This window comes from Streptomyces sp. NPDC016562, from assembly GCF_043076955.1.
In the GTDB taxonomy this organism is placed as follows: Bacteria; Actinomycetota; Actinomycetes; order Streptomycetales; family Streptomycetaceae; genus Streptomyces.
In genome coordinates, this window is record NZ_JBIBRZ010000003.1 from 80,573 (window position 1) to 104,255 (window position 23,683).

General features: G+C 71.9%; 21 protein-coding genes and 1 tRNA gene. 14 read left to right on the forward strand and 8 right to left on the reverse strand.

The genetic code is table 11. The annotated features are described in order from the left end of the window. The first annotated feature begins 103 nt into the window (after positions 1 to 103). Positions 104 to 661, forward strand: a complete 558-nt coding sequence (locus ACF059_RS15455) for a hypothetical protein (protein WP_392056852.1) — start codon at positions 104 to 106, stop codon at positions 659 to 661. A gap of 61 nt (positions 662 to 722) precedes the next feature. On the opposite strand, the gene ACF059_RS15460 is transcribed toward ACF059_RS15455, so the two are convergent. After that, a tRNA-Cys gene (locus ACF059_RS15460) sits at positions 723 to 794 on the reverse strand. 176 nt (positions 795 to 970) lie between these two features. Here ACF059_RS15460 and ACF059_RS15465 point away from each other — a divergent pair. Next, positions 971 to 2,440 carry an MFS transporter gene (locus ACF059_RS15465; protein ID WP_392056854.1) on the forward strand — a complete coding sequence of 490 codons (1,470 nt, stop codon included), beginning with the start codon at positions 971 to 973 and terminating at the stop codon, positions 2,438 to 2,440. Between the two features lie 357 nt (positions 2,441 to 2,797). Further along, positions 2,798 to 4,582: a DEAD/DEAH box helicase gene (locus tag ACF059_RS15470; RefSeq protein WP_366867475.1), complete on the forward strand. Its 1,785-nt coding sequence runs from the start codon at positions 2,798 to 2,800 to the stop codon at positions 4,580 to 4,582. Positions 4,583 to 4,667: 85 nt separating this feature from the next. Here the strand turns inward: ACF059_RS15470 and ACF059_RS15475 are convergent, their stop codons facing one another. After that, a complete protein-coding gene (locus ACF059_RS15475) occupies positions 4,668 to 4,916 on the reverse strand; it encodes a hypothetical protein (RefSeq protein WP_392056857.1) in 249 nt (82 codons plus the stop codon). 323 nt (positions 4,917 to 5,239) lie between these two features. On the opposite strand from ACF059_RS15475, the gene ACF059_RS15480 reads away from it, so the two are divergent. Further along, positions 5,240 to 5,881, forward strand: a complete 642-nt coding sequence (locus ACF059_RS15480; RefSeq protein ID WP_007264382.1) for an IclR family transcriptional regulator — start codon at positions 5,240 to 5,242, stop codon at positions 5,879 to 5,881. 383 nt (positions 5,882 to 6,264) lie between these two features. Next, on the forward strand, positions 6,265 to 7,062 hold the full coding sequence (locus ACF059_RS15485; protein WP_392056860.1) for a S16 family serine protease: 798 nt from the start codon (positions 6,265 to 6,267) through the stop codon (positions 7,060 to 7,062). Positions 7,063 to 7,071: 9 nt separating this feature from the next. Here ACF059_RS15485 and ACF059_RS15490 read toward each other — a convergent pair whose 3' ends face one another. Then, a complete protein-coding gene (locus ACF059_RS15490) occupies positions 7,072 to 7,551 on the reverse strand; it encodes an Lrp/AsnC family transcriptional regulator (RefSeq protein WP_360904693.1) in 480 nt (159 codons plus the stop codon). 141 nt (positions 7,552 to 7,692) lie between these two features. Here ACF059_RS15490 and hppD point away from each other — a divergent pair, with 141 nt between their 5' ends. Then, positions 7,693 to 8,838: a 4-hydroxyphenylpyruvate dioxygenase gene (gene hppD / locus ACF059_RS15495; protein WP_392056863.1), complete on the forward strand. Its 1,146-nt coding sequence runs from the start codon at positions 7,693 to 7,695 to the stop codon at positions 8,836 to 8,838. Positions 8,839 to 8,979: 141 nt separating this feature from the next. Here the strand turns inward: hppD and ACF059_RS15500 are convergent, their stop codons facing one another. Next, positions 8,980 to 10,512, reverse strand: coding sequence for a tetratricopeptide repeat protein (locus tag ACF059_RS15500; RefSeq protein WP_392056866.1), 1,533 nt, complete (start codon positions 10,510 to 10,512; stop codon positions 8,980 to 8,982). Positions 10,513 to 10,608: 96 nt separating this feature from the next. Here ACF059_RS15500 and ACF059_RS15505 point away from each other — a divergent pair, with 96 nt between their 5' ends. Further along, the gene (locus ACF059_RS15505; RefSeq protein WP_392056868.1) at positions 10,609 to 11,991 is read left to right on the forward strand and encodes an FAD-binding oxidoreductase; all 1,383 of its coding nucleotides are present in this window, start codon (positions 10,609 to 10,611) and stop codon (positions 11,989 to 11,991) included. A 34-nt stretch (positions 11,992 to 12,025) separates the two neighbouring features. Here ACF059_RS15505 and ACF059_RS15510 read toward each other — a convergent pair whose 3' ends face one another. Next, positions 12,026 to 12,505, reverse strand: coding sequence for an SsgA family sporulation/cell division regulator (locus tag ACF059_RS15510; protein ID WP_392056870.1), 480 nt, complete (start codon positions 12,503 to 12,505; stop codon positions 12,026 to 12,028). Positions 12,506 to 12,785: 280 nt separating this feature from the next. Here ACF059_RS15510 and ACF059_RS15515 point away from each other — a divergent pair, with 280 nt between their 5' ends. Together ACF059_RS15515 and ACF059_RS15520 are read left to right on the forward strand one after the other, a co-directional pair. Further along, a complete protein-coding gene (locus tag ACF059_RS15515; RefSeq protein ID WP_392056873.1) occupies positions 12,786 to 14,249 on the forward strand; it encodes an RDD family protein in 1,464 nt (487 codons plus the stop codon). Between the two features lie 344 nt (positions 14,250 to 14,593). Further along, positions 14,594 to 15,094, forward strand: a complete 501-nt coding sequence (locus ACF059_RS15520; protein WP_392056876.1) for an RDD family protein — start codon at positions 14,594 to 14,596, stop codon at positions 15,092 to 15,094. A 76-nt stretch (positions 15,095 to 15,170) separates the two neighbouring features. Here the strand turns inward: ACF059_RS15520 and ACF059_RS15525 are convergent, their stop codons facing one another. Continuing rightward, the gene (locus ACF059_RS15525) at positions 15,171 to 15,452 is read right to left on the reverse strand and encodes a hypothetical protein (protein WP_392056879.1); all 282 of its coding nucleotides are present in this window, start codon (positions 15,450 to 15,452) and stop codon (positions 15,171 to 15,173) included. A 472-nt stretch (positions 15,453 to 15,924) separates the two neighbouring features. Here ACF059_RS15525 and ACF059_RS15530 point away from each other — a divergent pair, with 472 nt between their 5' ends. Together ACF059_RS15530 and ACF059_RS15535 are read left to right on the forward strand one after the other, a co-directional pair. Next, complete coding sequence (locus tag ACF059_RS15530; RefSeq protein WP_392058102.1) at positions 15,925 to 18,279, forward strand: immune inhibitor A domain-containing protein; 2,355 nt, start codon at positions 15,925 to 15,927, stop codon at positions 18,277 to 18,279. A gap of 112 nt (positions 18,280 to 18,391) precedes the next feature. After that, the gene (locus tag ACF059_RS15535) at positions 18,392 to 18,694 is read left to right on the forward strand and encodes a hypothetical protein (RefSeq protein WP_361952357.1); all 303 of its coding nucleotides are present in this window, start codon (positions 18,392 to 18,394) and stop codon (positions 18,692 to 18,694) included. A 25-nt stretch (positions 18,695 to 18,719) separates the two neighbouring features. Here ACF059_RS15535 and ACF059_RS15540 read toward each other — a convergent pair whose 3' ends face one another. Together ACF059_RS15540 and ACF059_RS15545 are read right to left on the reverse strand one after the other, a co-directional pair. Continuing rightward, positions 18,720 to 19,370, reverse strand: a complete 651-nt coding sequence (locus ACF059_RS15540) for an isochorismatase family protein (protein WP_392056882.1) — start codon at positions 19,368 to 19,370, stop codon at positions 18,720 to 18,722. Positions 19,371 to 19,516: 146 nt separating this feature from the next. Further along, on the reverse strand, positions 19,517 to 20,845 hold the full coding sequence (locus tag ACF059_RS15545; RefSeq protein WP_392056885.1) for a nicotinate phosphoribosyltransferase: 1,329 nt from the start codon (positions 20,843 to 20,845) through the stop codon (positions 19,517 to 19,519). Between the two features lie 80 nt (positions 20,846 to 20,925). On the opposite strand from ACF059_RS15545, the gene clpS reads away from it, so the two are divergent. The 3 genes from clpS (at position 20,926) to ACF059_RS15560 (ending at position 23,631) form a co-directional block, all read left to right on the forward strand. Continuing rightward, positions 20,926 to 21,240 carry an ATP-dependent Clp protease adapter ClpS gene (clpS, locus tag ACF059_RS15550; protein ID WP_392056888.1) on the forward strand — a complete coding sequence of 105 codons (315 nt, stop codon included), beginning with the start codon at positions 20,926 to 20,928 and terminating at the stop codon, positions 21,238 to 21,240. After that, complete coding sequence (locus ACF059_RS15555; RefSeq protein ID WP_360900532.1) at positions 21,240 to 21,845, forward strand: DUF2017 domain-containing protein; 606 nt, start codon at positions 21,240 to 21,242, stop codon at positions 21,843 to 21,845. Before clpS ends, ACF059_RS15555 begins: the two co-directional genes overlap by 1 nt. A 340-nt stretch (positions 21,846 to 22,185) precedes the next feature. Then, positions 22,186 to 23,631 carry an amino acid permease gene (locus ACF059_RS15560; protein WP_392056891.1) on the forward strand — a complete coding sequence of 482 codons (1,446 nt, stop codon included), beginning with the start codon at positions 22,186 to 22,188 and terminating at the stop codon, positions 23,629 to 23,631. Positions 23,632 to 23,683 lie beyond the last annotated feature (52 nt).

Sequence of the window (23,683 nt, forward strand, 5' to 3'; positions counted from 1 at the left end):
GAGCTCGGCTGTCGGCTTGGGGATCCTCGGTGCGGTAGTCAGCGGCTGTTCCGCCGGGGGCCCGAAGCCGTCGGCTCAGCCCACGGCTCGGCAAAGGATCCCTGTGGGTCAGGTCTGCGCCGGGCTCTTCACGGACGAGGGCGGCAAGGCGCTGGAGCGAGCCCTCGCATCCACGCAGTTCGAGATCTGGGACGAGAAGAAAAACCCGGACGTCCGGGCCGTTGCCCAGATGATGGAGGACGCCTACCGGGCCGGTAGGAAGATCAAGAACATGCCCCAGCCGGTCTGCGAGATGGTGGGGAGGCCAACGGAAACCGGTGTCGCCACCGCGCGAGTGATGTTCACCGCATACAGCAAGCACGCTGGCGACCCGGCCGACTTTCCAGGCGTGGGCGACAGTGGTGTGCGCGTCAGGATGGAACAGAAGCGGGTCTACCTCTCCTACGACTGCGTCAGCTCCCGCGTCGGCTCGACACAGGAGATTCCCCTGCGGATCAAGCTCCTCTTCCAGGAGCGGTGGGACGCGAGCAAGGGGGAAGACGTCCTCAGGCCGGACTACCTGGCCATCACCCACTCCGCCGCCCTGGCCGTCGCCAAGGAGCTTCGGTGCGCGAACGACGGAGGCCTCCCCGCACGCGCCGTAGACCTTCCGAAGTCCTAGTGCGGGCCGGACAAGGCGAAAGCCGCCCAGGGGAGCGCCTGCCCCTGAGCGGCTCGCCGCGAAGCCGTGACCGGAATCGAACCGGCGTAACTCGCTTTGCAGGCGAGTCCCTCAACCACTCGGGCACACGGCTGTGTGGTGATGTGTAAGACCGTACGAGGGGTCGCGGGGGCCGGGAAGGGTTTCGGGGGTGGCGAAATGCGACTGCCATGTCGCGTTCACACACGGGGGGCCTAGGTCTTCGGGACCAGGGTGGGATCCGTCGAAATGACAGGGTCGAGACGTGGCTACGCACCTTACGCTGGGGCGATGAGTGCCCTCGAACCACGTGTGCCCCCGACCGTCGCGCCGGTCCCGTCCCCGCCGTCGAGCGGGATCCTCGGGCCGGCGTACCGGACGCTCAGCGTCGGGATCATCTCCGTCGTCTTCCTGATCGCCTTCGAGGCCACCGCCGTGGGCACGGCCATGCCCGTCGCCGCGCGGGAGTTGGAGGGGATCGCGCTCTACGCCTTCGCCTTCTCCGCCTACTTCACCACCAGCCTCTTCGGCATGGTCCTGTCCGGGCAGTGGGCCGACCGGCAGGGGCCGCTGCGGCCGCTGACCGTCGGCATCGCCTCTTTCGCCTCGGGGCTCGTCGTGGCCGGGACCGCCGGGGCGATGTGGGTGTTCGTGATCGGGCGGGCCGTGCAGGGCTTCGGTGGCGGGCTGGTCATCGTCGCGCTGTACGTGGTGGTCAGCCGGGCCTACGAGGAGCGGCTGCGGCCCGCGATCATGGCGGCTTTCGCCGCCAGCTGGGTGGTGCCGTCCATCGTCGGGCCGCTGGCCTCCGGGACCGTCACCGAGCACCTCGGGTGGCGGTGGGTGTTCCTCGGGATACCGGCCCTCGTGGTGGTGCCGCTGGCCGTCGCCCTGCCGGCGATCCGGCGGACCGCGTCCGGGCCGGTGGATCCCGACGCCCCGCCCGTGGCCTTCGACCGGCGGCGGATCCGGCTGGCCTTCGGGATCTCGGTCGGGGCGGGGCTGTTGCAGTACGCCGCCCAGGACGTGGGGTGGTGGTCGCTAGTGCCCGCGGCCGCCGGTGTGGCGCTGCTCGTGCCCGCCGTGCTGGGGCTGCTGCCGCGCGGGACGTACCTGGCGCGGCGCGGGCTGCCGTCCGTGGTGCTGCTGCGCGGGGTGGCCGCGGGGTCGTTCATCGCGGCGGAGAGCTTCGTACCGCTCATGCTGGTCACGCAGAGGGGACTGAGCCCCACCTTGGCCGGCTTCTCGCTCGCGCTGGGCGGGCTGACGTGGGCGGGCGGCTCGTGGGTGCAGTCGAAGGGGCGGATGGCTCCGTACCGGGAACGGCTGATGGTGGGCGGGATGGTGATGGTGGCCGTCGCCATCGCGGCGGCGCCGGCCGTGCTGATCGAGTCGGTGCCGGTGTGGACGCTGGCGCTGGCCTGGGCGGTCGGCTGCCTGGGCATGGGCCTGGTCATCGGCTCCACGAGCGTGCTGCTGCTGAAGCTGTCGGCGCCGCAGGAGGCGGGAGCCAATTCGGCGGCGCTGCAGATCTCGGACGCGCTGGCGAACGTGGTGCTGCTGGCGGGCGGGGGCGCCGCGTTCGCCGCGCTGGGCGGGGGAGCGGTGGGGGCCGCGCACACCGTCACGGCCGGCGGGACGGCCTCGCATCCCGCCGCGTTCGTGGTGGTGTTCCTGCCCATGGCGTGCGTGGCGCTGGTGGGGGCATGGGTCGCGACCCGCCTGGACCCCCGGCCGGTGCGTGAGCCCGCCGATGCGTGACCTGGCCGGTGCATGCCCCGGCCAGTCCGTGAGCCCGCCGGTCCGGGAGCCCGCCGGTCCGTGAACCGGCCGATGCGGGACCCGGCTGTCCGCGCCCCCGCCAGTCCGTGAGCCCGCCGCAGAGCCCTGGGGCCGGCGGAGCCTGCCGTGACCGCAGACTCGACGACGTCGGGCAGATCGCGCGGCGGCTGCGGGCCCTGCACGAAGCGGTGTGACGCTCGCCGCACCGGCCGAGGTCACGGGCCTGTCCCTCCGCGCGGGGTGGAGCCGTCCCGGTAGGGTGGCCCGGTTGTCCTACGGACGACTGCGACTGCCTGCCACGCGTACCCGCTACGCCGAGAGCACGAACCGGAGACCGTGACTACTACCGCCTCCCACCACCTCTCACCCGCCTTCCCCGGCCGCGCCCCTTGGGGCACCGCCAGCGCGCTGCGTGCCTGGCAGCAGGGGGCGTTGGACCGCTACATCCAGACCCAGCCGCGCGACTTCCTCGCGGTCGCGACGCCCGGCGCCGGAAAGACCACCTTCGCGCTGACCCTCGCCTCCTGGCTGCTGCACCACCACGTCGTGCAGCAGGTGACCGTGGTCGCGCCGACCGAGCACCTGAAGAAGCAGTGGGCGGAGGCGGCCGCGCGGATAGGCATCCGGCTCGACCCCGAGTACTCCGCCGGACCGCTCAGCAAGGACTACCACGGCGTCGCCGTCACCTACGCCGGTGTCGGCGTGCGGCCCATGCTGCACCGCAACCGCTGCGAGCAGCGCAAGACCCTCGTGATCCTCGACGAGATCCACCACGCCGGCGACTCGAAGTCCTGGGGCGAGGCCTGCCTGGAGGCCTTCGACCCGGCGACCCGGCGCCTGGCCCTGACCGGTACGCCCTTCCGGTCCGACACCAACCCCATTCCCTTCGTGACCTACGAGGAGGGCAACGACGGGATCCGGCGCTCGTCCGCCGACTACACCTACGGCTACGGGAACGCCCTCGGCGACGGCGTCGTGCGCCCCGTCATCTTCCTCTCCTACAGCGGCAACATGCGCTGGCGTACGAAGGCGGGCGACGAGATCGCCGCGCGGCTCGGCGAGCCGATGACCAAGGACGCCATCTCGCAGGCCTGGCGCACGGCGCTGGACCCGCGCGGCGACTGGATGCCGAACGTGCTGCGCGCCGCCGACCAGCGCCTGACCGAGGTCCGCAAGGGCATCCCGGACGCGGGCGGCCTCGTCATCGCTTCCGACCAGGACTCGGCCCGCGCCTACGCCAAGCTGCTGCGGGAGATCACCGGCAGCAAGGCGACCGTCGTCCTCTCCGACGACACCGGCGCCTCGAAGCGGATCGACGAGTTCAGTGCGGACGGCAGCCGCTGGATGGTCGCGGTCCGGATGGTGTCCGAGGGGGTCGACGTACCGCGCCTCGCGGTGGGCGTGTACGCCACGACGATCTCGACCCCGCTGTTCTTCGCGCAGGCCGTGGGGCGCTTCGTGCGCTCGCGCAGGCGCGGCGAGACGGCCTCGGTCTTCCTGCCGACCATCCCCTACCTGCTCGGCTTCGCCAGCGAGATGGAGGTCGAGCGCGACCACGTCCTCGACAAGCCGAAGAAGCAGGGCGAGGAGGACCCGTACGCCGAGTCCGAGAAGGAGATGGACGAGGCGAACCGGCAGGAGGACGAGGACACCGGCGAGGACGAGCAGATGTCCTTCGAGGCGCTGGAGTCCGACGCGGTCTTCGACCGGGTGCTGTACGACGGCGCCGAGTTCGGCATGCAGGCGCACCCGGGCAGCGAGGAGGAGCAGGACTACCTCGGCATCCCCGGGCTGCTGGAGCCGGACCAGGTGCAGATGCTGCTCCAGAAGCGGCAGTCGCGGCAGATCGCGCACAGCCGCCGCAAGCCGGACGCGGAGGCGGACCTGCTGGAGCTGCCGGCCGAGCGGCGGCCGGTGGTCTCGCACAAGGAGCTGTTGGAGCTGCGCAAGTCCCTGAACACGATGGTGGGCGCCTACGTCCACCAGAGCGGCAAGCCGCACGGGGTGATCCACACCGAGCTGCGCCGGGTCTGCGGCGGGCCGCCGAGCGCGGAGGCGACGGCGGGACAGCTGCGCGAGCGGATCAAGAAGGTGCAGGAGTGGGCCACGCGCATGCGGTGAGCCCCCCATATACAAACGGCAGAACGACGGCGGGGTCCGTGCGGAACAGCGCACGGACCCCGTTGTCGTTGTCGTCGCTTTGGACCTACGCGGTCGGGCGGCGGGGGCGGCGCCTGCCGTTGCCGACGACGAGCGCCGCACGCGTGGCCTGGGTGTCCTTGGCGGACTTCATCCGAAGCTTGCGGTCGAAGACCTCGTTCTTTTCGACATCGACGTCCGCGAGCGCGAACGGGTACACCTCTTCGGAGCCGTCCGCCTGGAGCTTGTGCCAGCCCCGGGGTTCGAGGGAGTGGTCGCCTCGGTACGGCCCCAGGTGCGCGGCGCATCCCCCCACCGGGACGAAATGACCATCGGTTTGAACATGATCAGAGTAATGGGGCGGTAAAGGGCTCCTGTGCAAATTGAGGTTACGAAATGACACCGGGGGCGATCAGGAACCGGCATAAAGGGGCAGGAGACGCCCGGATTCTGGACGAGCTCTTCCGCTGAGCGGACCCGCTCGCTACTGTCCCCGCATCGAACGCACCGTGGCAGCGCCGCCGCGGGAGCGCAGCCGGTGCCATGGCCGCTACCGGCGGCCTCTCCGTGCGCCGCCGTGGGACCGGCGGCGTGCCACCCCGAGAGTCACCGCCGCTCACCGAAAGAGGGAGAGGCGTCGTGACCGCGGAAACCTCCCAGACTCTCGACAGAGGGCTCAGAGTCCTCAAACTGCTCGCCGACACCGACCACGGTCTGACCGTCACCGAGCTCTCCAACCGCCTCGGTGTGAACCGCACCGTCGTCTACCGGCTCCTCGCCACGCTCGAACAGCACGCCCTGGTCCGCCGTGACCTCGGCGGGCGGGCCCGCGTCGGGCTGGGGGTGCTGCGGCTGGGCCGCCAGGTGCACCCGCTCGTCCGCGAGGCGGCCCTGCCCGCGCTGCGGTCCCTCGCCGAGGACATAGGTGCCACCGCGCACCTGACCCTCGTCGACGGGACCGAGGCGCTGGCCGTCGCCGTCGTGGAGCCGACCTGGACGGACTACCACGTGGCCTACCGGGCCGGCTTCCGCCACCCGCTGGACCGCGGGGCCGCCGGGCGGGCCATCCTCGCCGCCCGGCAGGGGTCGCTGATCGAGCCGGGGTACACGTTGACGCACGGCGAGCTCGAAGCCGGAGCCAGTGGGGCCGCGGCGCCGTTGGTGGGCATCACCGGGCTGGAGGGCAGTGTGGGCGTGGTGATGCTGGCCGACGCGGTGCCGGAGCGGGTGGGGCCGAGGGTGGTCGACGCGGCGCGTGAGGTGGCCGACGCCCTTCGCTAGGCCGCGGGCTTGGCGGGGTCGGGCCGGGGTCGGGCCGTGCCGCGCTGTGCCGGGGCCGTGCCGTGCGCTGCCGGGTGCGGCGCCGTTGCCGGGGGCGCTGCCCCCGGACCCCCGCGCCTCAAACGCCGGCGGGGCTGGAAGAGTGCCGGGCGTGGCTGGAGGGTGTCGGCTGGGCTGAAGGGTGCCGGGTGCGGCGCCGTTGCCGGGGGCGCTGCCCCCGGACCCCCGCGCCTCAAACGCCGGCGGGGCTGGAAGAGTGCCCGGCGGGGCTGGAGGAGTGCCGGCGGGGCTGGAAGAGCGCCGGCGCGGCTGATGTGTGCGGCTGGGGCGGAGCAGGCCGGGGCGGGGCTGGAATAGTGACGGGTCGTGGATAGATTGGGCGGGTGATCTCTCGTCTGCTGCGTCTGTCGCGTCCCGTTGCCCTGGGTGTCTGTGCCGTGCCGGTGGTCGGGGTGTTCGCTGCCGCGGCCTTCGCGCCGTTGCCGTTCGTGGTGGCCATTCCCGGGCTCACCGCCGACGTGCTGGGGGCCGATCAGGGCAAGCCCGTCATCACCGTCAGCGGGGCGCCGGTCCGGGAGACCAAGGGTGAGCTGCGGATGACCACCATCCGGGCCACCGGGCCGTCCTCGACCATGCGGCTGCACGAGCTCGTCGGTCACTGGTTCAAGACCGATGAGGCGGTCCTGCCCAAGGAGGCCGTCTACTCCTCCGGCGGTAGCGACGAAGAGATCGAGCAGCACAATCTGGAGGAAATGGCCAAGTCGCAGTCGGCCGCCGCCGAGGCCGCCCTCGGCTACCTCCACAAGGACCCCAAGGACGTGAAGGTCGAGCTCAACCTCGCCGACGTCGGCGGCCCGAGCGCCGGGCTGCTCTTCTCCCTCGGCATCGTCGACAAGCTCGACGGCGACGGCAGCGGCGGCGACCTCACGGGCGGACGCAGCATCGCCGGTACGGGCACCATCACCGCCGACGGCAAGGTCGGCGCGGTCGGCGGGGTGGCCCTGAAGACCCAGGCCGCGCGGCGCGACGGGGCGAGCGTGTTCCTCGTACCGAAGGCCGAGTGCGGGGACGCCCGCTCGGAGCTGCCCGAGGGGCTGCGGCTCGTACCCGTCACCTCGCTCGCGGACGCGGTGGACGCGCTGCGCGCGCTGAACCGGGGCGAGGACGCGCCCTCCTGCTGACCGCCCGGCTCAGCGCCGGTCGTCGTCCTCGGCCGCCTGCTCGACGAGCGGGATGATCCGCAGCGGTACGGGGTTCTCCATCACGATCGCCGTCGACGCCCGCACGATCCCCTCGAAGCCGACCACGCGGTCGATCACCCGCTGGAGGTCGGCGTTGGAGCGGGCCACGAGCCGGCACAGCATGTCCCCGTGCCCCGTGGTGGTGTGCAGCTCCAGCACCTCGGGGACCCCGTCCAGGTGGGCCCGTACGTCGGCCCCCTGCCCCTGCTTGATCTCCAGGGTGGCGAACGCGGTCACCGGATAGCCGAGGGCCGTCGGGTCGACCTGCGGGCCGAAGCCGCGGATGACCCCGTTCGACTGGAGCCGGTCGAGCCGGGCCTGCACGGTCCCGCGGGCCACGCCGAGGCGGCGCGATGCCTCCAGGACACCGATCCGCGGCTCGCGGGCGAGCAGGACGATGAGCCGGCCGTCGAGTTCGTCGATGCCCATGGACGCCTCCCGGTGCCCACCCGTGCGCGAGGGTGGTCATAGTGCACAGATGTTTCAACCATCCTCCGGCCATCCTGGGCATTTTGTATAGCCAAATAAGAAACTATTGCGCAGCTTGTGGATCGGCGGGACTCTGCGCTCATGACTGAGACCCTCGACACCACCCCGCACACCGCGCGTGAGGCCGACCCCTTCCCGGTGAAGGGCATGGACGCGGTCGTCTTCGCCGTGGGCAACGCCAAGCAGGCCGCGCACTACTACTCCTCCGCCTTCGGCATGAAGCTCGTGGCCTACTCCGGACCGGAGAACGGCAGCCGCGAGACCGCCAGCTACGTCCTGACCAACGGCGCCGCCCGCTTCGTGCTGACCTCGGTCATCAAGCCGACCACGGACCACGGCCGCTTCCTCGCCGAGCACGTCGCCGAGCACGGCGACGGCGTGATCGACCTCGCCATCGAGGTCCCGGACGTGCGCGCGGCGTACGCGTACGCCGTCGCGCAGGGCGCCCGCGGGCTGGACGAGCCGTACGAGGTCAAGGACGAGCACGGCACGGTCGTCTTGGCCGCCATCGCGACCTACGGCCAGACGCGCCACACCCTCGTCGAGCGCGGCGACTACACCGGCCCCTACCTGCCGGGCTACACCGCCGTCCAGCCGATGGTCGCGCCCCCGGCCAAGCGGACCTTCCAGGCGATCGACCACTGCGTCGGCAACGTCGAGCTCGGCCGCATGAACGAGTGGGTCGCCTTCTACAACAAGGTCATGGGCTTCACGAACATGAAGGAGTTCGTGGGCGACGACATCGCGACCGAGTACTCGGCGCTGATGTCGAAGGTGGTCGCGGACGGCACCAAGAAGGTGAAGTTCCCGATCAACGAGCCGGCGATCGCGAAGAAGAAGTCGCAGATCGACGAGTACCTGGAGTTCTACAACGGGCCCGGCGTCCAGCACATCGCGCTCGCCTCGAACGACATCGTCTCGACCGTACGCACCATGCGCGCGGCCGGCGTCGAGTTCCTCAGCGTCCCGGACACCTACTACGACACGCTCGGCGAGTGGGTCGGCGACACCCGCGTGCCGATCGACGAGCTGCGCGAGCTGAAGATCCTGGCCGACCGCGACGAGGACGGCTACCTGCTGCAGATCTTCACCAAGCCGGTGCAGGACCGTCCGACCGTCTTCTTCGAGATCATCGAGCGCCACGGCTCGATGGGCTTCGGCAAGGGCAACTTCAAGGCCCTGTTCGAGGCGATCGAGCGGGAGCAGGAGAAGCGCGGCAACCTGTAGGCCGCAGGGTCGTTCCCGGCCCCCGGCCGTTTCCGGCCCCCCAGCTGTTTCCGGCCCCCCGGCTGCCGCCGGGGGGTCCGGCGTTGCCCGCGAGGGCGCTGCAGCGGGTCGCGGCCCCGCGAGGGGAGGGCCGCGCCCCGGTCAGCGGGCGGACGGGGACGGGGACGGCGCGGGAGTCCCCGACGCGGACGGGGAAGCGGACGCGGCCGGATTCGGCGTGGCGTTCGGCTTCGGGAGGTCGGGTTCGACCCACGGAGTGACCGGCCGGAGGTGTTCCGGGCCGCCCGGCGGCGGCTGCCCGATCGACGCCAGCGCCTCCTTGGCCAGCGGCCCCCGCAGCGGCGAGAAGTACGGGTTCGTCCGCATGGCCTCCTCCAGGTGGCGCCGGGTCGCCGCCTCGTCGCCCAGACCGCGCTCGATCATCGCCCGGTGGTAGGAGAACTCCGCGCTGCGCAGGCCCTGTTCCGTGGCCTTCTTCGCGTACTCCAGAGCCGCCGAGTCCTCGCCGGCCTTGTGCAGCGCCCACCCCAGGGCGTCCGCGACCTGCACGCTCTTGTGCCGCGACCACTCCTCCGACAGCCGCCGCACCGCCGCCTGCGGATCGCCGTGGTCCGCCTCGTACAGGCCGAGCACCACGTCGTCGTCGACACCGTTCGTGCCGTCCCGCGCGGTCAGCGCGCCCAGCATGTCGTAGTGCTCGCGCGCCTCCTGCTCCCGCCCCAGCGACTCCAGCAGCTCGGCCAGTTCCCTCGCCAGCTGCGGCTCCGGAGCCCGCCCCAGCGCCAGCCGGTAGTCCCGCACGGCCTCCCCGTCGCGCCCCAGCGCGGCCAGCGCGCGGGCCCGGCCGCCGAGCGCCTGCGCGTGCGCCGGATCCGCGCGCAGCGCGCCCTCGTACTGGCGCAGGGCCTCCTGCGGGTCTCCGCGCTCCCAGGACAGCTCCCCGAGCCGGAACAGCGCGTAGGCCTTCTCCGGCGGGGTCTTCGCCGCCCCCGCCGCGTGCTCCATCGCCACCACCGCGTCCTCGCGCCAGCCGCGGTCGCGGTAGACCTGCGAGGCCCTGACGTACGCCGCCAGGCCCGGCCGCAGCTCCAGCAGCAGCTCCATCGCCTTCTGCGCGCCCTTGTAGTCGCCGAGCCCGGTGTAGGCGTCCACGAGCACCGGGTACGCCATCCACCGCCGCGGCGACTGCGCCCGGACCAGCTCGCCCCACTTCTTCCCGGTCGTGAAGTCCCGGCGGGCGTTGGCCAGTGCGCCCATCCCCGTCATCGCGTCGAAGTTGCCCTTCTCGGCCGGATGGGCCTCCAGCGAGCGCTTGAGCGCCTTCTCCGCCTTCGGGAACCAGCCCGAATCCGCCGTGCGCCGCGCCTGTTCCAGGTACGCGGCGCCCAGCACCGACCACGACGCGTGGTCGTCCGCGTGCGCCGCGAGCCACTTCTCGCGGTCAGCCACCAGCGCCGTCAGGTCCACCGCCGCCGCGGGCGCGCCCATGCCGACCGCGGACGCGGCCCGTTCGCTCGGCCCCGGCGGGCGGGCGTCGTCGTCGGTGCGCGCCGGCCGGATCAGCAGGGCCCCGGCGATCAGGACCACGGCGACCGCGGCGGCCACGAGCGTCTTGCGGCCGGTGAAGGTCACGGGCGGCGCCGGCGTCTGCGATTCCTCGTCGATACGGTCCATGGGGTCACTGTGCGTCAATATGAAGAGTTCGCCGAGGTGTCCGAAGACGGGCGCGGCCGTGTTCACACCGATGGCCCCGAGTGCCACGCTGGTCCCATGGATGACGATCTCTTCGCACGTCTGCGAGCGACCCTCCTCGAAGAGCTTCCGCCCGAGGCCGTGATCACGGACCCCGGGGTGACCACCTCCTACGCCACCGACATGGCCGGCTTCTGCGCCGCCGGCACCCCCGCCGTCGTCGTCCTGCCCCGGACCGTCGAGCAGGTCCGGCACGTCATGCGCACGGCCACCGCCCTACGCGTCCCGGTCGTCCCGCAGGGCGCCCGTACGGGCCTGTCGGGCGGCGCCAACGCCTCCGACGGCTGCATCGTGCTGTCCCTGGTGAAGATGGACCGGATCCTGGAGATCAGCGCCGTCGACCGGATCGCCGTCGTCGAACCGGGCGTGGTCAACGCCGTGCTCTCGCGCGCCGTCGCCGAACTGGGCCTGTACTACCCGCCCGACCCCTCCAGCTGGGAGCAGTGCACGATCGGCGGCAACATCGGGACCGCGTCCGGGGGCCTGTGCTGCGTCAAGTACGGGGTCACCGCCGAGTACGTGCTCGGCCTCGACGTGGTCCTGGCGGACGGGCGCCTGCTGCGCACGGGCCGGCGCACCGCCAAGGGCGTCGCCGGATACGACCTCACCCGGCTGTTCGTGGGCTCCGAGGGCAGCCTCGGCGTGGTCGTCCAGGCCGTCCTCGCCCTGCGGCCCGCGCCGCCCCGGCAGCTGGCGCTCGCGGCGGAGTTCCCCTCGGTCGCGGCCGCCTGCGAGGCGGTCTGCTCCGTCATGGAGGCCGGGCTGACCCCCTCGCTGCTGGAGCTGATGGACCGTACGACCGTCCGCGCCGTCAACGCGCTCGGCAGGATGGGCCTGCCGGAGGCCACCGAAGCGCTGCTGCTGGCCGCCTTCGACACCCCGCACGCGCCCGAGGACCTGGAGGCCGTGGGGAAGCTGTGCACGGCCGCCGGGGCCACCGCCGTCGTGCCCGCCGAGGACGAGGCGGAGTCGGAACTCCTGCTCCAGGCCCGCCGGATGTCCCTGCCGGCCATGGAGGCGCTGCGGCCCGCGACGATGATCGACGACGTGTGCGTACCGCGGTCGCGGCTCGGCGAGATGCTGGACGGTACGGCCGCCATCGCCCAGGCGCACGACCTGCTCATCGGGGTCTGCGCCCACGCGGGCGACGGCAACACCCACCCCGTCGTCTGCTTCGACCCCGCCGACGAGGACGAGACGCGGCGGGCGCGCGCGTCCTTCGACGAGATCATGGCGCTGGGGCTCTCCCTCGGCGGGACCATCACCGGCGAGCACGGGGTCGGCGTGCTGAAGAAGGAGTGGCTGGCCCGCGAACTGGGGCCGGTGGGACTGGAGATGCAGCGCGCCGTCAAGCAGGCCTTCGACCCGCTGGGGCTGCTCAACCCGGGGAAGCTCTTCTGACCGCGGGCCGCCCGGCGTGCGGTGGCGGCCCCGGTCACAGGTCCCCGTCCGCGGACTCGTCCGACGGCCACGGGTCGCGCAGCCACAGGTCGTCGGCCAGGCTCGGGGTGAGCAGCTCGGCCAGCGCCGCGTCGAGGCCGAGCCGCCCGGCCTCGGTGCCGGGCGGCACGAGGCGCAGGGTGCGCTCCAGCCACGCGGAGACCGCGCCGGCGGGGGCCTCCAGGAGGGCGTCGCCGTCGGGGGAGCTCAGCGCCATGCAGAGCACGGGCTTGCCGTCGGTCTTCGTGGGCCAGATCCGCACGTCGCCCTGGCCGGACGGGCGGAAGACGCCCTCGACGAGCAGCTCGCGGGCGAAGGTCCAGTCGACCGGGGCGCTGGAGCCGGTGTGGAAGGTGATGTGGACCGCGTACGGGTCGTCCGTCAGGTAGAGGAGCCGCGCGGGGACGGGGATGCTGCGCTCGGGGGACAGGACCAGCTTGAGTTCCAGCTCGCGCTCGATGACGGGGTGGAGCATGACGGCCTCGCTTCGGGTTCGGTGCGCGGGGCCGGATGGCGCCCCACACCCGCAGAGAGCGCCGGTGTGCCCGGGTATGACGCGACATCGGGCGTCGAACCGGAGATTGGCTGAAATCTGTTTCTGGCTGAAAACCGTGGTGGGAAGCCGCGGGGGGCGCCGCTCGGGGCGGCATTCGCCCGATCGCTTGGATTCTCCCGTTACCGGACCTGCCGGAGGGAGGTTCTTGGCTATGGTCCTCCCTTGCACAAGCCTCAAGCCACGATCGGAGTTGGGGACATTGACGGCCTCCCCTGGTGACGGCGAGCACGCGGCCCGCGAGGGCTACTACCCCGATCCGTCCATCCCGGGGTACATCCGGTACTGGAACGGTGCGGCCTGGGTCCCGGGCACGAGCCGCCCGGCCCCCGCCCAGGAGACGGGGCCGGTGTTCCTCGACGAGACCTCCGTGACCGAGGCGCTGCCGGAGCCCGCACGAGCGCCGGAGCCCGTACGGGAGCGCGAACCGGTGCGGGAACGCGAGCCCGTACGGGAACGGGAGCCCGCGCGGGAACGCGAGCCCGCACGCGCGCGGGAGCCCGAGCGCGCCGCCGAGCCCGAAGCGGCCGTCGAACCCGGGGCGTGGCAGGCCGACCCCGTGCACCAGGCCGGCTTCGGCGGGCCGCGCGACCACCGGGTCTCGTGGGGCAGCCCGGCGGAGCCCGAGGCCGGGCAGGGGTCCGCGCGGCCGGGGATCTCCCTGGCCCGTACGCCCGCCGCCGCGGCCCCCGCGCGCCTCCCCGCCCAGGCCGCGGCGGGCATCCTGTCGGCCCGCTCCCCGGCCGCCCAGGCCCCGGCACCCGCCCCGGCACCCGCCCCGGCCCCGGTCCACGCCCCGGCCCCGGCTCCGGCCCCCGCCCCGGCCTGGCCGGCAGCCCCCGGCGCGGGGGGCCCCGGCCCCTCCGGCGTCACGTCCTCCTGGCCCGAGGCGGCGGCCCCCGCCCCGGCGCCCTCCCGGCCCCAGCCCCCGGCCCTCCCCGGCCGGGAGGACCAGCCCCCGGCGGCCCCGCGGCCCGCCGCCGCCCGGTCCGGCCCGGCGCCGCGGGACGAGGTGTGGGCCCCGCGGCCCGCCGGAGTGCGCCCCACGGTCCCCGCAGGAGGCGCGGCCGCCCCCGCGGAGCCGCGGTCCACGGGCTGGGAGCCGCGCGGGTCCGAGGAGGGCCGCCCGGGCAGCCCGGCCCCCCGCCCCGCCGCCCCCAGTACGCCCCGGGCCGTCTTCGAGCGGATGGCCGAACGGGCCGCCCGCCCCGCCGGGCTGACGCGCCGGGTCGTGGCCCGCGCCCTGGACTCGCTCGTCCTCACCGCCGTCGCCGCGGCGGTCGCCCTGCCCCTCCTCCCCGGCGCCACCGCCCACCTCCAGGCCAAGGTGGACGCCGCCCGGGCGAGCGGCCGCAGCACCACGGTCTGGCTGTTCGACGGGGCCATCGCCGGCCGGCTGGGCCTGGTCCTGGGCGCCGTCCTCCTCTTCGGGATCCTGTACGAGGCGCTGCCCACCGCCCGTTGGGGCCGCACCCCGGGCAAGAAGCTGCTCGGTGTCCGCGTGCTGGCCACCGCCACCCTGCGCCCGCCCACCTTCGGCGCGGCCCTGCGCCGCTGGCTGGTGTACGCGTTCCTCGGTCTGCCCGGCAGCCTCTGGTGCCTCGTGGACCGGCCGCGCCGCCAGGCCTGGCACGACAAGGCGGCCAGGACGTACGTAGCGCGCTAGGCATGCGCGCCCCCCCGGATGGACGCGGTCCCGTTGCGGGGTCGGCGGGGCCGGGTTCGACTCGGGCCATGAGTACCGACCAGCCGCCGCCGGGCGAGCCGCCCGAGGAAGACCCGTTCCTCAAGAAACCCCAGGAACCGACACCTCCGTCGGGCGGTTCGCCGTACGACGCGCCGCCCCCCGGCCGCGGTGGTCCCCCGCCCCCGCCCCCCGGTGGCGGGGGATACCCGCCCCCGCCCCCCGGTGGCGGGGGATACCCGCCCCCGCCCCCCGGTGGCGGGGGATACCCGCCTCCGCCGCCCCCGTACGGCGGTGGGGGTGACCCCTACGGCGGCGACTACGGCATGCCCGATCCCCTCGCCGGGATGCCCCCGCTCGCCGACTTCGGCAAGCGGCTCGCCGCGCGCATCATCGACGTGCTGATCGTCGCCGTCCCGCTGTTCCTCATCCAGCTGGCCTTCGGGACGAACCGGTACACGGTCGAGACGAACCGCGGCGAGGACGTCAGCGAGGTCATCACCCGCTCCTACAGCGGCAGCGGCCTGATCATGACGCTCATCTCGATCGCCGCGTACCTCGGTTACGACTGGTGGTTCACCAAGAAGAACGGCCAGACCGTCGGCAAGAAGGCGATGGGCCTGCGCGTCGCGATGCTCAATGACGGCACCGTGCCCGAGTCCGGAGCGGCCCTGAGCCGCGCCGCCGTGCTCTGGCTCCCGACGCTGATCTGCTGCTTCTGCCTGTGGCCGATCGCGCTGGTCGTCTCGATCCTCGTCGACAAGCCCTACAAGCAGGGCCTGCACGACAAGGTCGCCAAGACCGTGGTGGTCCAGGCGGCCACCTAGGACGGGAACAGCGCGGTGCGCGGGCGGCCGTCCCTCCGGGGAGGCCGTCCGCGCCGCGTCGTGCGCCGCCGAAGTCTCAGCGGTGGACGGAGTGTTCCGACTCCGCGGGCCGAGGGTCGGACACCCGGGCGGGGGCGGTTTCCGCGGCCGCCCTCGTGTCCGTACCGGCCGCGTGGCGGCCGCGGCGCCTGGGGGCGGGCACGGTGAGGGCGACGAGCAGACCGAGGGCGAGCGCGGCGGCGGAGATGACCGCGACCCCCAGCCCCGTGCTCGTCTGCGAGAGCAGCAGCATGGCGATCGTCGACACGATGACCGTGACGGACCCGTAGGCGAGCTGTGCGGCAGTCGGACGCGGCATGGCGATATCCGTCCTCAGGGAGGGGAGGGGGAGTCGGCTCAACTGGTTCGCGCGTCAAGTGACTCTATGACGGGGATGCCCGAGAGGGACCGCCGGTAAGCGTGACCTAACACACGGTGCCGGAGCACGGGGGGCGCACGGGTTCATTTTCACGCCCTCGGGGAGGGGGAGAAAGGGGACGGGACGGACTTCGCGAGCCACCGGGACGTGTACTTCGCCCCGTATGGCCGTGGAACGTCCGGATAGCGGAACTGCCCGACCGCATAGTGCAGTTGTAAGGGTCAAGTCAAGGTCTGTCTTTTCTCGCGTCTCTCCGGTCAAATGTCGTCACTTGAGACGCGCGCCGCGCGGAACCCCCCGCTCCTATGGAGAAGTTCCGACCTACGTTGCGGCCGCGGGAGGGGAACGACATCAAGTGACCAGCAACTCCGCCAGACGGCGTGCGATCCGTGCTGCCGCCGTCACCGTGACCATGGCCGCCTGCGCGACCACCGCAACCTTCTTCACCGTCTCGGCCGCCCAGGCCGACGGCCGGGGACCGACCGCCCCCGCAGCCGACCGTCAGGACCCGACCGCGCCTTCCAAGGTGGTCGAGCACGACCTGAAGGGCCCGTTCAGCGAGCAGCAGGCCGCGCAGCGCGAGGCCGCTCTGGACCAGGTCCTGCAGGGCAAGAAGAACGTCGAGCAGCGCGGCGCCTCCAAGGTCGTCAAGCTCGACGACAAGAAGTACGTCGAGCTCGGCCGCGAGAAGACCGACAAGATCTTCACGATCCTCGTCGAGTTCGGCGACCAGGTCGACAACACGACCATGTTCGACCCGGACGGCCCCGGCCCCAAGCCGGCCGTTCCGAAGTACGGCGGCACCCCCGGCCCGCTGCACAACACGATCGCGGAGCCGGACCGCGCCAAGGACAACAGCACCGCCTGGCGCAAGGACTTCAGCCGCGACTACTTCCAGGACCTCTACTTCGCCTCCGGCGAGGGCAAGGACTCCCTGAAGACGTACTACGAGAAGACCTCCTCGGGCCGCTACTCGGTCGATGGCGAGGTCGCCGACTGGGTCAAGGTCCCGTACAACGAAGGTCGTTACGGCTCCAACTACTGCGGCCAGACCAACTGCTCCAACGTGTGGGACACCGTCAAGGACGGCGTCACCGCGTGGACGGAGGCCCAGAAGAAGGCCGGGAAGACCGACGCGCAGATCAAGGCGCAGCTGGCCCAGTACGACCAGTGGGACCGCTACGACTTCGACGGCGACGGCAACTTCAACGAGCCCGACGGCTACATCGACCACTTCCAGATCGTCCACGCGGGCGAGGACGAGTCGGCCGGCGGCGGCGTGCAGGGCACGACCGCGCTGTGGGCGCACCGCTGGTACGCCTACGGCACCGCGGCGGGCAAGACCGGCCCGGAGAACAACAAGGCCGGCGGCACCCAGATCGGTGACACCGGCATCTGGGTCGGCGACTACACGATGCAGCCCGAGAACGGCGGCCTCGGTGTCTTCGCGCACGAGTACGGTCACGACCTCGGTCTGCCGGACCTCTACGACACCTCCGGTGGCGGCGAGAACTCGGTCGGCTTCTGGTCCCTGATGTCGGCCGGCTCCTGGCTCGGCACCGGCAAGGACTCCATAGGCGACCTCCCGGGCGACATGACCGCCTGGGACAAGCTCCAGCTGGGCTGGCTGAACTACGACACGGCCAAGGCCGCGACGAAGTCCACCCACAAGCTGGGCGTCTCGGAGTTCAACACCAAGGACAAGCAGGCGCTGGTCGTCGAGCTGCCCAAGAAGCAGGTCAAGACCGACGTCGTCGCTCCCGCCGAGGGCGCCACCCAGTGGTGGAGCAACATGGGTGACGACCTCAAGAACACCCTGACCCGCTCGGTCGACCTGACCGGCAAGTCCTCCGCCGCGCTGTCCCTCAAGGGCTGGTGGGACATCGAGGCCGACTACGACTACCTCTACACCGAGGTGTCCACGGACGGCGGCGCCACCTGGACCGCTCTGGCCGGCACCGCCGACGGCACGGCCATCCCGGCCGACGCCTCCGGCAGCCCGTCGCTGACCGGTGTCTCGGAGACCTGGAAGTCGCTGAACTTCCCGCTCGACGCCTACGCGGGCAAGAAGATCGACCTCCGCTTCCGCTACCAGACGGACGGCGGCGCGGGCGGCAAGGGCTTCACCGCCGACGCCGTCACCCTGACCGCGGACGGTTCCGCGCTGTTCACCGACGGCGCCGAGAACGGCGACAACGGCTGGACCGGCAAGGGCTTCTCCCGCATCGGTGGCAGCTTCACCAAGGAGTACGCGCAGTACTACCTGGCCGAGAACCGCCGTTACGTCTCGTACGACAAGACCCTCAAGGTCGGCCCGTACAACTTCGGCTTCGGCAACACCCGTCCGGACTGGGTCGAGCACTACGCCTACCAGGACGGTCTGCTGATCTGGCAGTGGGACACCTCCCAGAAGGACAACAACACCAGCCAGCACCCGGGCCAGGGTCTGATCCTCCCGATCGACGCCAACGCCAAGCCGATGAAGTGGGCGGACGGCACCCTGCTGCGCAACAAGATCCAGCCGTACGACGCCGCGTTCAGCGCGTACTCGACGGATGCGATCACCCTGCACAAGAACGGTGAGGCGCTCTTCCTGAAGCCGAAGCCGGCCCAGCTGGTCTTCGACGACCACAAGGGCAAGTACTACTACGACGAGAACCCGACCGGATCGGTGAAGGTCACTGACACCAACACCAAGATCAAGATCCTGAAGGAGACCTACGACGGTGAGGTCATGACCGTCGAGGTGGGCCCCTCCTCGAAGTGATTCGGTAAAACCGCAGGTCAAAGCATGATCGGCCGTCGCCCTCTAGCGGGCGGCGGCCGATCGCGTTTAGATGCGCGGTACGAGTTTCTTATTGACGGGGGAGATGACAGCCATGCCAGGTGGAGGTTTCGTCAGGTTGCCGGGCGGCAGTGTGGTGGTCGCGCTCACACTGCCGCGGCCGGCCGGAGAGTGTGGAAACGTCCGCGTGCTGGTGCACGCCGCGAACCGGGCCCGCGCCCTGACCAGGCTGCGGAACCTCGGGATGCGGGCGGTGTACCTGCGGGGCAACGCGCAGCCGCCGACGCCGGACGAGGTCACGGCCGTCCTGCACCATCCGGACGGCCTGCTGTGGCGCGGGGCCCCCGACCGGGCGCAGGAGCTGTGGCACCCCATCCGGGCCCTCCTGGGCACGTAACGGCGTATGGGGGCGGCCAGGCGGGCTAGAAGGGCCCCTGGCCGTCCGGGCCCTCTTGGCCCTCTCCGCCGTCCTGGGGCTTTCTGCGGCCCGTGTGGCCCACCAGGGTCACCCCGGCCGCGCGGAGCTCCTCAAGGGCCCGTGCGGTCGTCTGGGGCGCCACCCCGGCCGTCAGGTCCAGCAGGACGCGGGTGGCGAAGCCCTCGCGGGCGGCGTCCAGGGCGGTGGCCCGTACGCAGTGGTCGGTGGCGATCCCGACGACGTCGACCTCGGTGACGTGCCGGTCCCGCAGCCACTGGGCGAGCGTCGCCCCGTTCTCGTCGGCGCCCTCGAAACCGCTGTACGCGGCCTCGTACGCGCCCTTGTCGAAGACGGCGGCGACGGCCCCCGAGGCCACGGCGGGGGCGAAGTTCGGGTGGAAGCCCACCCCCTCCGTCCCGGCGACGCAGTGGACGGGCCAGCTCGACTCGTAGTCCGGCTCGGCCGGGGGGTGCGCGAAGTGCGACCCGGGGTCGACGTGGTGGTCGCGGGTCGCGACGACGTGCCGGTAGGCGGGCGTGGCCTGACCGATGTACTCGGTGACGGCGGCGGCGACGTCGGCTCCGCCCGCGACCGCGAGGCTGCCGCCTTCGCAGAAGTCGTTCTGTACGTCGACGACGATCAGTGCGCGGTGCATTTCGCGTGCCCTTCGGCTTGGCGGTGTGGATGGTGCGGGCCGCGGCGGCTGGCTGCGGTGCGGCGAGGCCGGCTGCTGGGGGCTCTGCCCCCGCAGCCCGCGCCTCAATCGCCGGCGGGGCCGCATTCCGGCCCGCCCCGGCCCGGTTACGCGTACTCGGTCGGGATGACGGCCTCGCCGCGCGAGAGCTGCGTCGCCGACAGGGGGAGCCCGGCGCGGGCGGCTCGGTGGCGGTCCCGCGCGGCCTGGAGCGGCTCGCGGGCGACGACCTCGCCGCCCTTGACCAGCTCGACCAGCAGCTGCTCGTCCGCCAGCCCCGCGGGGACCGGCCCCACGCCCACGACCTCCGCCTCCGCGACCCCGTCGGAGTCGCGCCGCCGCGCGGCCCACTTGCGGCCGCCGATGGAGGTCTTGCCGCCCGAGGACTTCTTCGCGACCGGCACCAGCGGCGCCTTGGGGTCGGCCGAGCCGGCCCGCGCCACCAGCTTGTAGACCATCGAGCACGTCGGGTGCCCGCTGCCCGTCACCAGCTGCGTGCCCACCCCGTACGCGTCCACCGGCGCCGCCGCCAGCGAGGCGATGGCGTACTCGTCCAGGTCCGAGGTCACCACGATCCGCGTGGCCGTGGCCCCCAGCTCGTCCAGCTGCTGGCGCACCCGGTGGGCCACCAGCAGCAGGTCGCCGGAGTCGATCCGGACCGCGCCCAGCTCCGTCCCGGCGATCTCGACGGCCGTCCGGACCGCCTCGGTCACGTCGTAGGTGTCCACCAGCAGGGTCGTGCCCCGGCCCAGCGAGTCCACCTGCGCGGTGAAGGCGTCCCGTTCGCTGTCGTGGACCAGCGTGAAGGCGTGCGCGCTCGTGCCGACCGTCGGGATCCCGTAGCGGAAACCGGCCGCCAGGTCCGAGGTGGAGGAGAAGCCGCCGACGTACGCGGCCCGCGACGCGGCCACCGCCGCCAGCTCGTGGGTGCGGCGCGCGCCCATCTCGATCAGCGGGCGCTCGCCGGCCGCGGAGGACATCCGGGAGGCGGCCGCCGCGATCGCGGAGTCGTGGTTGAGGATCGACAGGATCACCGTCTCCAGCAGCACGCACTCGGCGAAGCTGCCCTCGACGCGCAGGATCGGCGACCCGGGGAAGTAGACCTCGCCCTCCGGGTAGCCCCAGATGTCGCCGGAGAAGCGGTACGAGGCCAGCCAGTCCAGGGTCCGCATGTCGACGACGGCCCGGTCGCGCAGGAACTCCAGCACCGCGCCGTCGAAGCGGAAGTTCTCCACCGCGTCCAGCACCCGCCCGGTCCCCGCGACGACCCCGTAGCGGCGCCCCTCGGGCAGTCGCCGGGTGAACACCTCGAAGACCGAGCGGCGGTCGGCGGTGCCGTTGGCCAGCGCGGCCTGCAACATCGTGAGCTCGTAATGGTCCGTGAAGAGCGCTGTCGACGGCACGTCCACCGGCAGGCCCAGGTCCGCAGGGTTCATGCGACGGATGCTAGCGCACATCTCGTCAAAGTGACGAGATGTGGGTCCCGTTTGTGCGACTGGGCCGTCGCGGTGGCAGCATGGGACAAGTGAGTGTTGCTCCCATTGAGATCGAACGCACCGAATCGGCCGAAGAGACCTTCGTCGTCCCCGAACCCGACGTCCCCTGGGTGACCCTGGTGCACAACGACCCGGTCAACCTCATGAGCTACGTGGCGTACGTGTTCCAGGCCTACTTCGGCTACTCGAAGGACGTGGCGCACAAGCTGATGCTCGATGTCCACCACAAGGGGCGGGCGGTCGTGTCCAGCGGCACCCGCGAGGAAATGGAGCGCGACGTGCAGGCCATGCACGGCTACGGCCTGTGGGCGACCCTCTCGCAGGACCGCACCTGATGGGCGGCGGGACCTTCGAGGCACTCAAGGGCGGCGGCGCCGCCATCGCGCTCGACGAGATCGAGATCTCGATCCTGCGTTCCCTGGCCGTCCAGATGCTGGAGCTGATCGGCCCCGGCGAGCCGGAGCCCGCCGAGGACGCCGACCCGCTCGCCGCGCTGTTCGCCGAGGGCCCCTCCGAGCCCCCGTCGGACCCGGCGCTGGCCCGGCTCTTCCCCGACGCCTACGGGGCGCCCGACGGCGCCGGCGACGAGGGCGTGGACCCGGCCGAGCTGGCGGCCCGCTCGGCGGAGTTCCGCCGCTTCACCGAGACCGACCTGCGCACCCGCAAGCGGGAGGACGCGCTGGCCGTCGTACGCAGCCTCGACGCGCTCACCCCGGCCGGTGACGGGGCGGCCGTGCTGGAGCTGACGGGGGAGCTGCCGCTGCGCTGGCTCGGCGCGCTCAACGACCTGCGCCTGACGATCGCGGCGCGCCTGGACATCACCGAGGACGACGAGAGCGCGGCGCTGTTCAGGCTGCCGGACGACGATCCGCGCAAGCCGATGGTGATGGCGTACCTCTGGCTGGGCGGCCTCCAGGAGACGCTCATCGAAACGCTCTGAGACGTTCCGGTGAACCCTCTGGAGATCCTCAAGGCGGGGCGCCGTTCGCTCAGCGGACGCTCAAATCCGGATAACGATCAGATCACCGCCATGCGGTGATCTGATCCTTCCGTAGGCCTTTGTCCTGAATTTTTGGTGCCCCGCGCCACATTTCTCCCCCTCCCGCGGTCGTCGGCCCGTGATAAATCTTCACGACCGCCGACGGGACGCCACCCATGTCCCCCGGCTCGCTTGAACCGGCTGACCGCCGGCGTGCAACTCCATCCGTATCCGGGGGGATCGAGGACCCGATCCGCAGCCAGTGAAGGCGCGGGTCGGCGTGGAGAAAGGCGCACCAGACATGACCTCAGTGCAGGTCGAGCAGCACGGCAAGACGCCCGGCGAGGGCACTCAGGGCGCGGGCGAGGGCGGCGAGGGTTACCACCGCACGCTCGGCGCCCGCCAGATCCAGATGATCGCGATCGGCGGAGCCATCGGCACCGGCCTGTTCCTGGGCGCCGGCAAGGCGATCTCCAAGGCCGGCCCGAGCCTGATCCTGGCCTACGCCATCGCGGGCCTGGTCATCTTCTTCATCATGCGGGCCCTGGGCGAGCTGCTCATGTACCGCCCCGTCTCCGGTTCCTTCTCGGACTACGCCCGCGAGTTCCTGGGCCCGTTCTGGGGATACGTCACCGGCTGGACCTACTGGCTGTTCTGGGTGGTCACCGGCATCACCGAGGTCACCGCGGCCGCCCAGTACATGGCGTACTGGACCCACGACAGCTTCCCGCAGTGGGCCTACGCGCTGATCTTCACGGTCATCCTCTACGCCGCCAACCTGATCTCCGTGAAGCTCTTCGGTGAGCTGGAGTTCTGGTTCTCCATGGTCAAGGTCACCGCCATCGTCGGCATGATCCTGATCTGCGCCGGCATCCTCACCATCGGCTTCTCCGACGCGGCCGACACCGCCACCGTCTCCAACCTGTGGAACGACGGCGGCTTCTTCCCCAAGGGCATCGGCGGCACGCTGATGACCCTGCAGATCGTCATGTTCGCCTTCCTCGCGGTCGAGCTGGTCGGCGTCACCGCCGGCGAGTCCAAGGACCCCGAGAAGACCCTGCCCAAGGCCATCAACACCGTGCCGTGGCGCATCGCCGTCTTCTACGTCGGCGCGCTGATCATGATCCTGTCGGTCGTCCCGTGGACGCACTTCCAGCCGGGCGTCTCGCCCTTCGTCGCCGCCTTCGAGCGCATGGGCCTCGGCGTCGGCGCCGCCATCGTCAACTTCGTCGTGCTGACCGCCGCCCTGTCCTCCTGCAACTCGGGCATGTACTCCACCGGCCGCATGCTGCGCGACCTCGCGCTCAACGGCCAGGGTCCGAAGGTCTTCACCAAGCTCACCAAGAGCGGCACCCCGCTGATCGGCACCACCGTCTCCGCCGCGCTGATGCTGGTGGGCGTCTGGATCAACTACGTCGCCCCGGGCAAGGCCTTCGACTACGTCGTCTCCTTCGCCACCATCTCCGGCATGTGGGCCTGGATCATGATCCTCGTCTGCCAGATCCGCTACCGGGCCAAGGCCGACCGCGGCGAACTGCCGCACTCCCCGTTCAAGGCCCCCGGCGCCCCGTACACGAGCTGGTTCGCGCTGCTCTTCATCGGCATGGTCATCGTCATGATGGGCGCCGACAAGGACTCCCGCGTCTCGCTGTACTGCGCCCCGCTGTGGGGACTGATCCTGGGCGTGTCCTACCTCGTCCTGAAGTCCCGCAACCCGCGCGGCGCGGCCTTCAGCAAGGCCTCGTAGCACCGTCGTATCCAGCATGCGGGCCCTTTCGTACCACTCCTCGGTACGGAAG

Bases quoted from the DNA above. Each gene is read 5' to 3' on its own strand.
- ACF059_RS15545 (WP_392056885.1), bottom strand. From the start codon at position 20,845: ATGAACCCTGCGGACCTGGGCCTGCCGGTGGACGTGCCGTCGACAGCG.
- ACF059_RS15465 (WP_392056854.1), top strand. From the start codon at position 971: ATGAGTGCCCTCGAACCACGTGTGCCCCCGACCGTCGCGCCGGTCCCG.
- ACF059_RS15560 (WP_392056891.1), top strand. From the start codon at position 22,186: ATGACCTCAGTGCAGGTCGAGCAGCACGGCAAGACGCCCGGCGAGGGC.
- ACF059_RS15535 (WP_361952357.1), top strand. From the start codon at position 18,392: ATGCCAGGTGGAGGTTTCGTCAGGTTGCCGGGCGGCAGTGTGGTGGTC.
- ACF059_RS15505 (WP_392056868.1), top strand. From the start codon at position 10,609: ATGGATGACGATCTCTTCGCACGTCTGCGAGCGACCCTCCTCGAAGAG.
- ACF059_RS15540 (WP_392056882.1), bottom strand. From the start codon at position 19,370: ATGCACCGCGCACTGATCGTCGTCGACGTACAGAACGACTTCTGCGAA.
- clpS (WP_392056888.1), top strand. From the start codon at position 20,926: ATGGGACAAGTGAGTGTTGCTCCCATTGAGATCGAACGCACCGAATCG.
- ACF059_RS15510 (WP_392056870.1), bottom strand. From the start codon at position 12,505: ATGCTCCACCCCGTCATCGAGCGCGAGCTGGAACTCAAGCTGGTCCTG.
- hppD (WP_392056863.1), top strand. From the start codon at position 7,693: ATGACTGAGACCCTCGACACCACCCCGCACACCGCGCGTGAGGCCGAC.
- ACF059_RS15520 (WP_392056876.1), top strand. From the start codon at position 14,594: ATGCCCGATCCCCTCGCCGGGATGCCCCCGCTCGCCGACTTCGGCAAG.
- ACF059_RS15525 (WP_392056879.1), bottom strand. From the start codon at position 15,452: ATGCCGCGTCCGACTGCCGCACAGCTCGCCTACGGGTCCGTCACGGTC.
- ACF059_RS15500 (WP_392056866.1), bottom strand. From the start codon at position 10,512: ATGGACCGTATCGACGAGGAATCGCAGACGCCGGCGCCGCCCGTGACC.
- ACF059_RS15490 (WP_360904693.1), bottom strand. From the start codon at position 7,551: ATGGGCATCGACGAACTCGACGGCCGGCTCATCGTCCTGCTCGCCCGC.
- ACF059_RS15530 (WP_392058102.1), top strand. From the start codon at position 15,925: ATGGCCGCCTGCGCGACCACCGCAACCTTCTTCACCGTCTCGGCCGCC.
- ACF059_RS15555 (WP_360900532.1), top strand. From the start codon at position 21,240: ATGGGCGGCGGGACCTTCGAGGCACTCAAGGGCGGCGGCGCCGCCATC.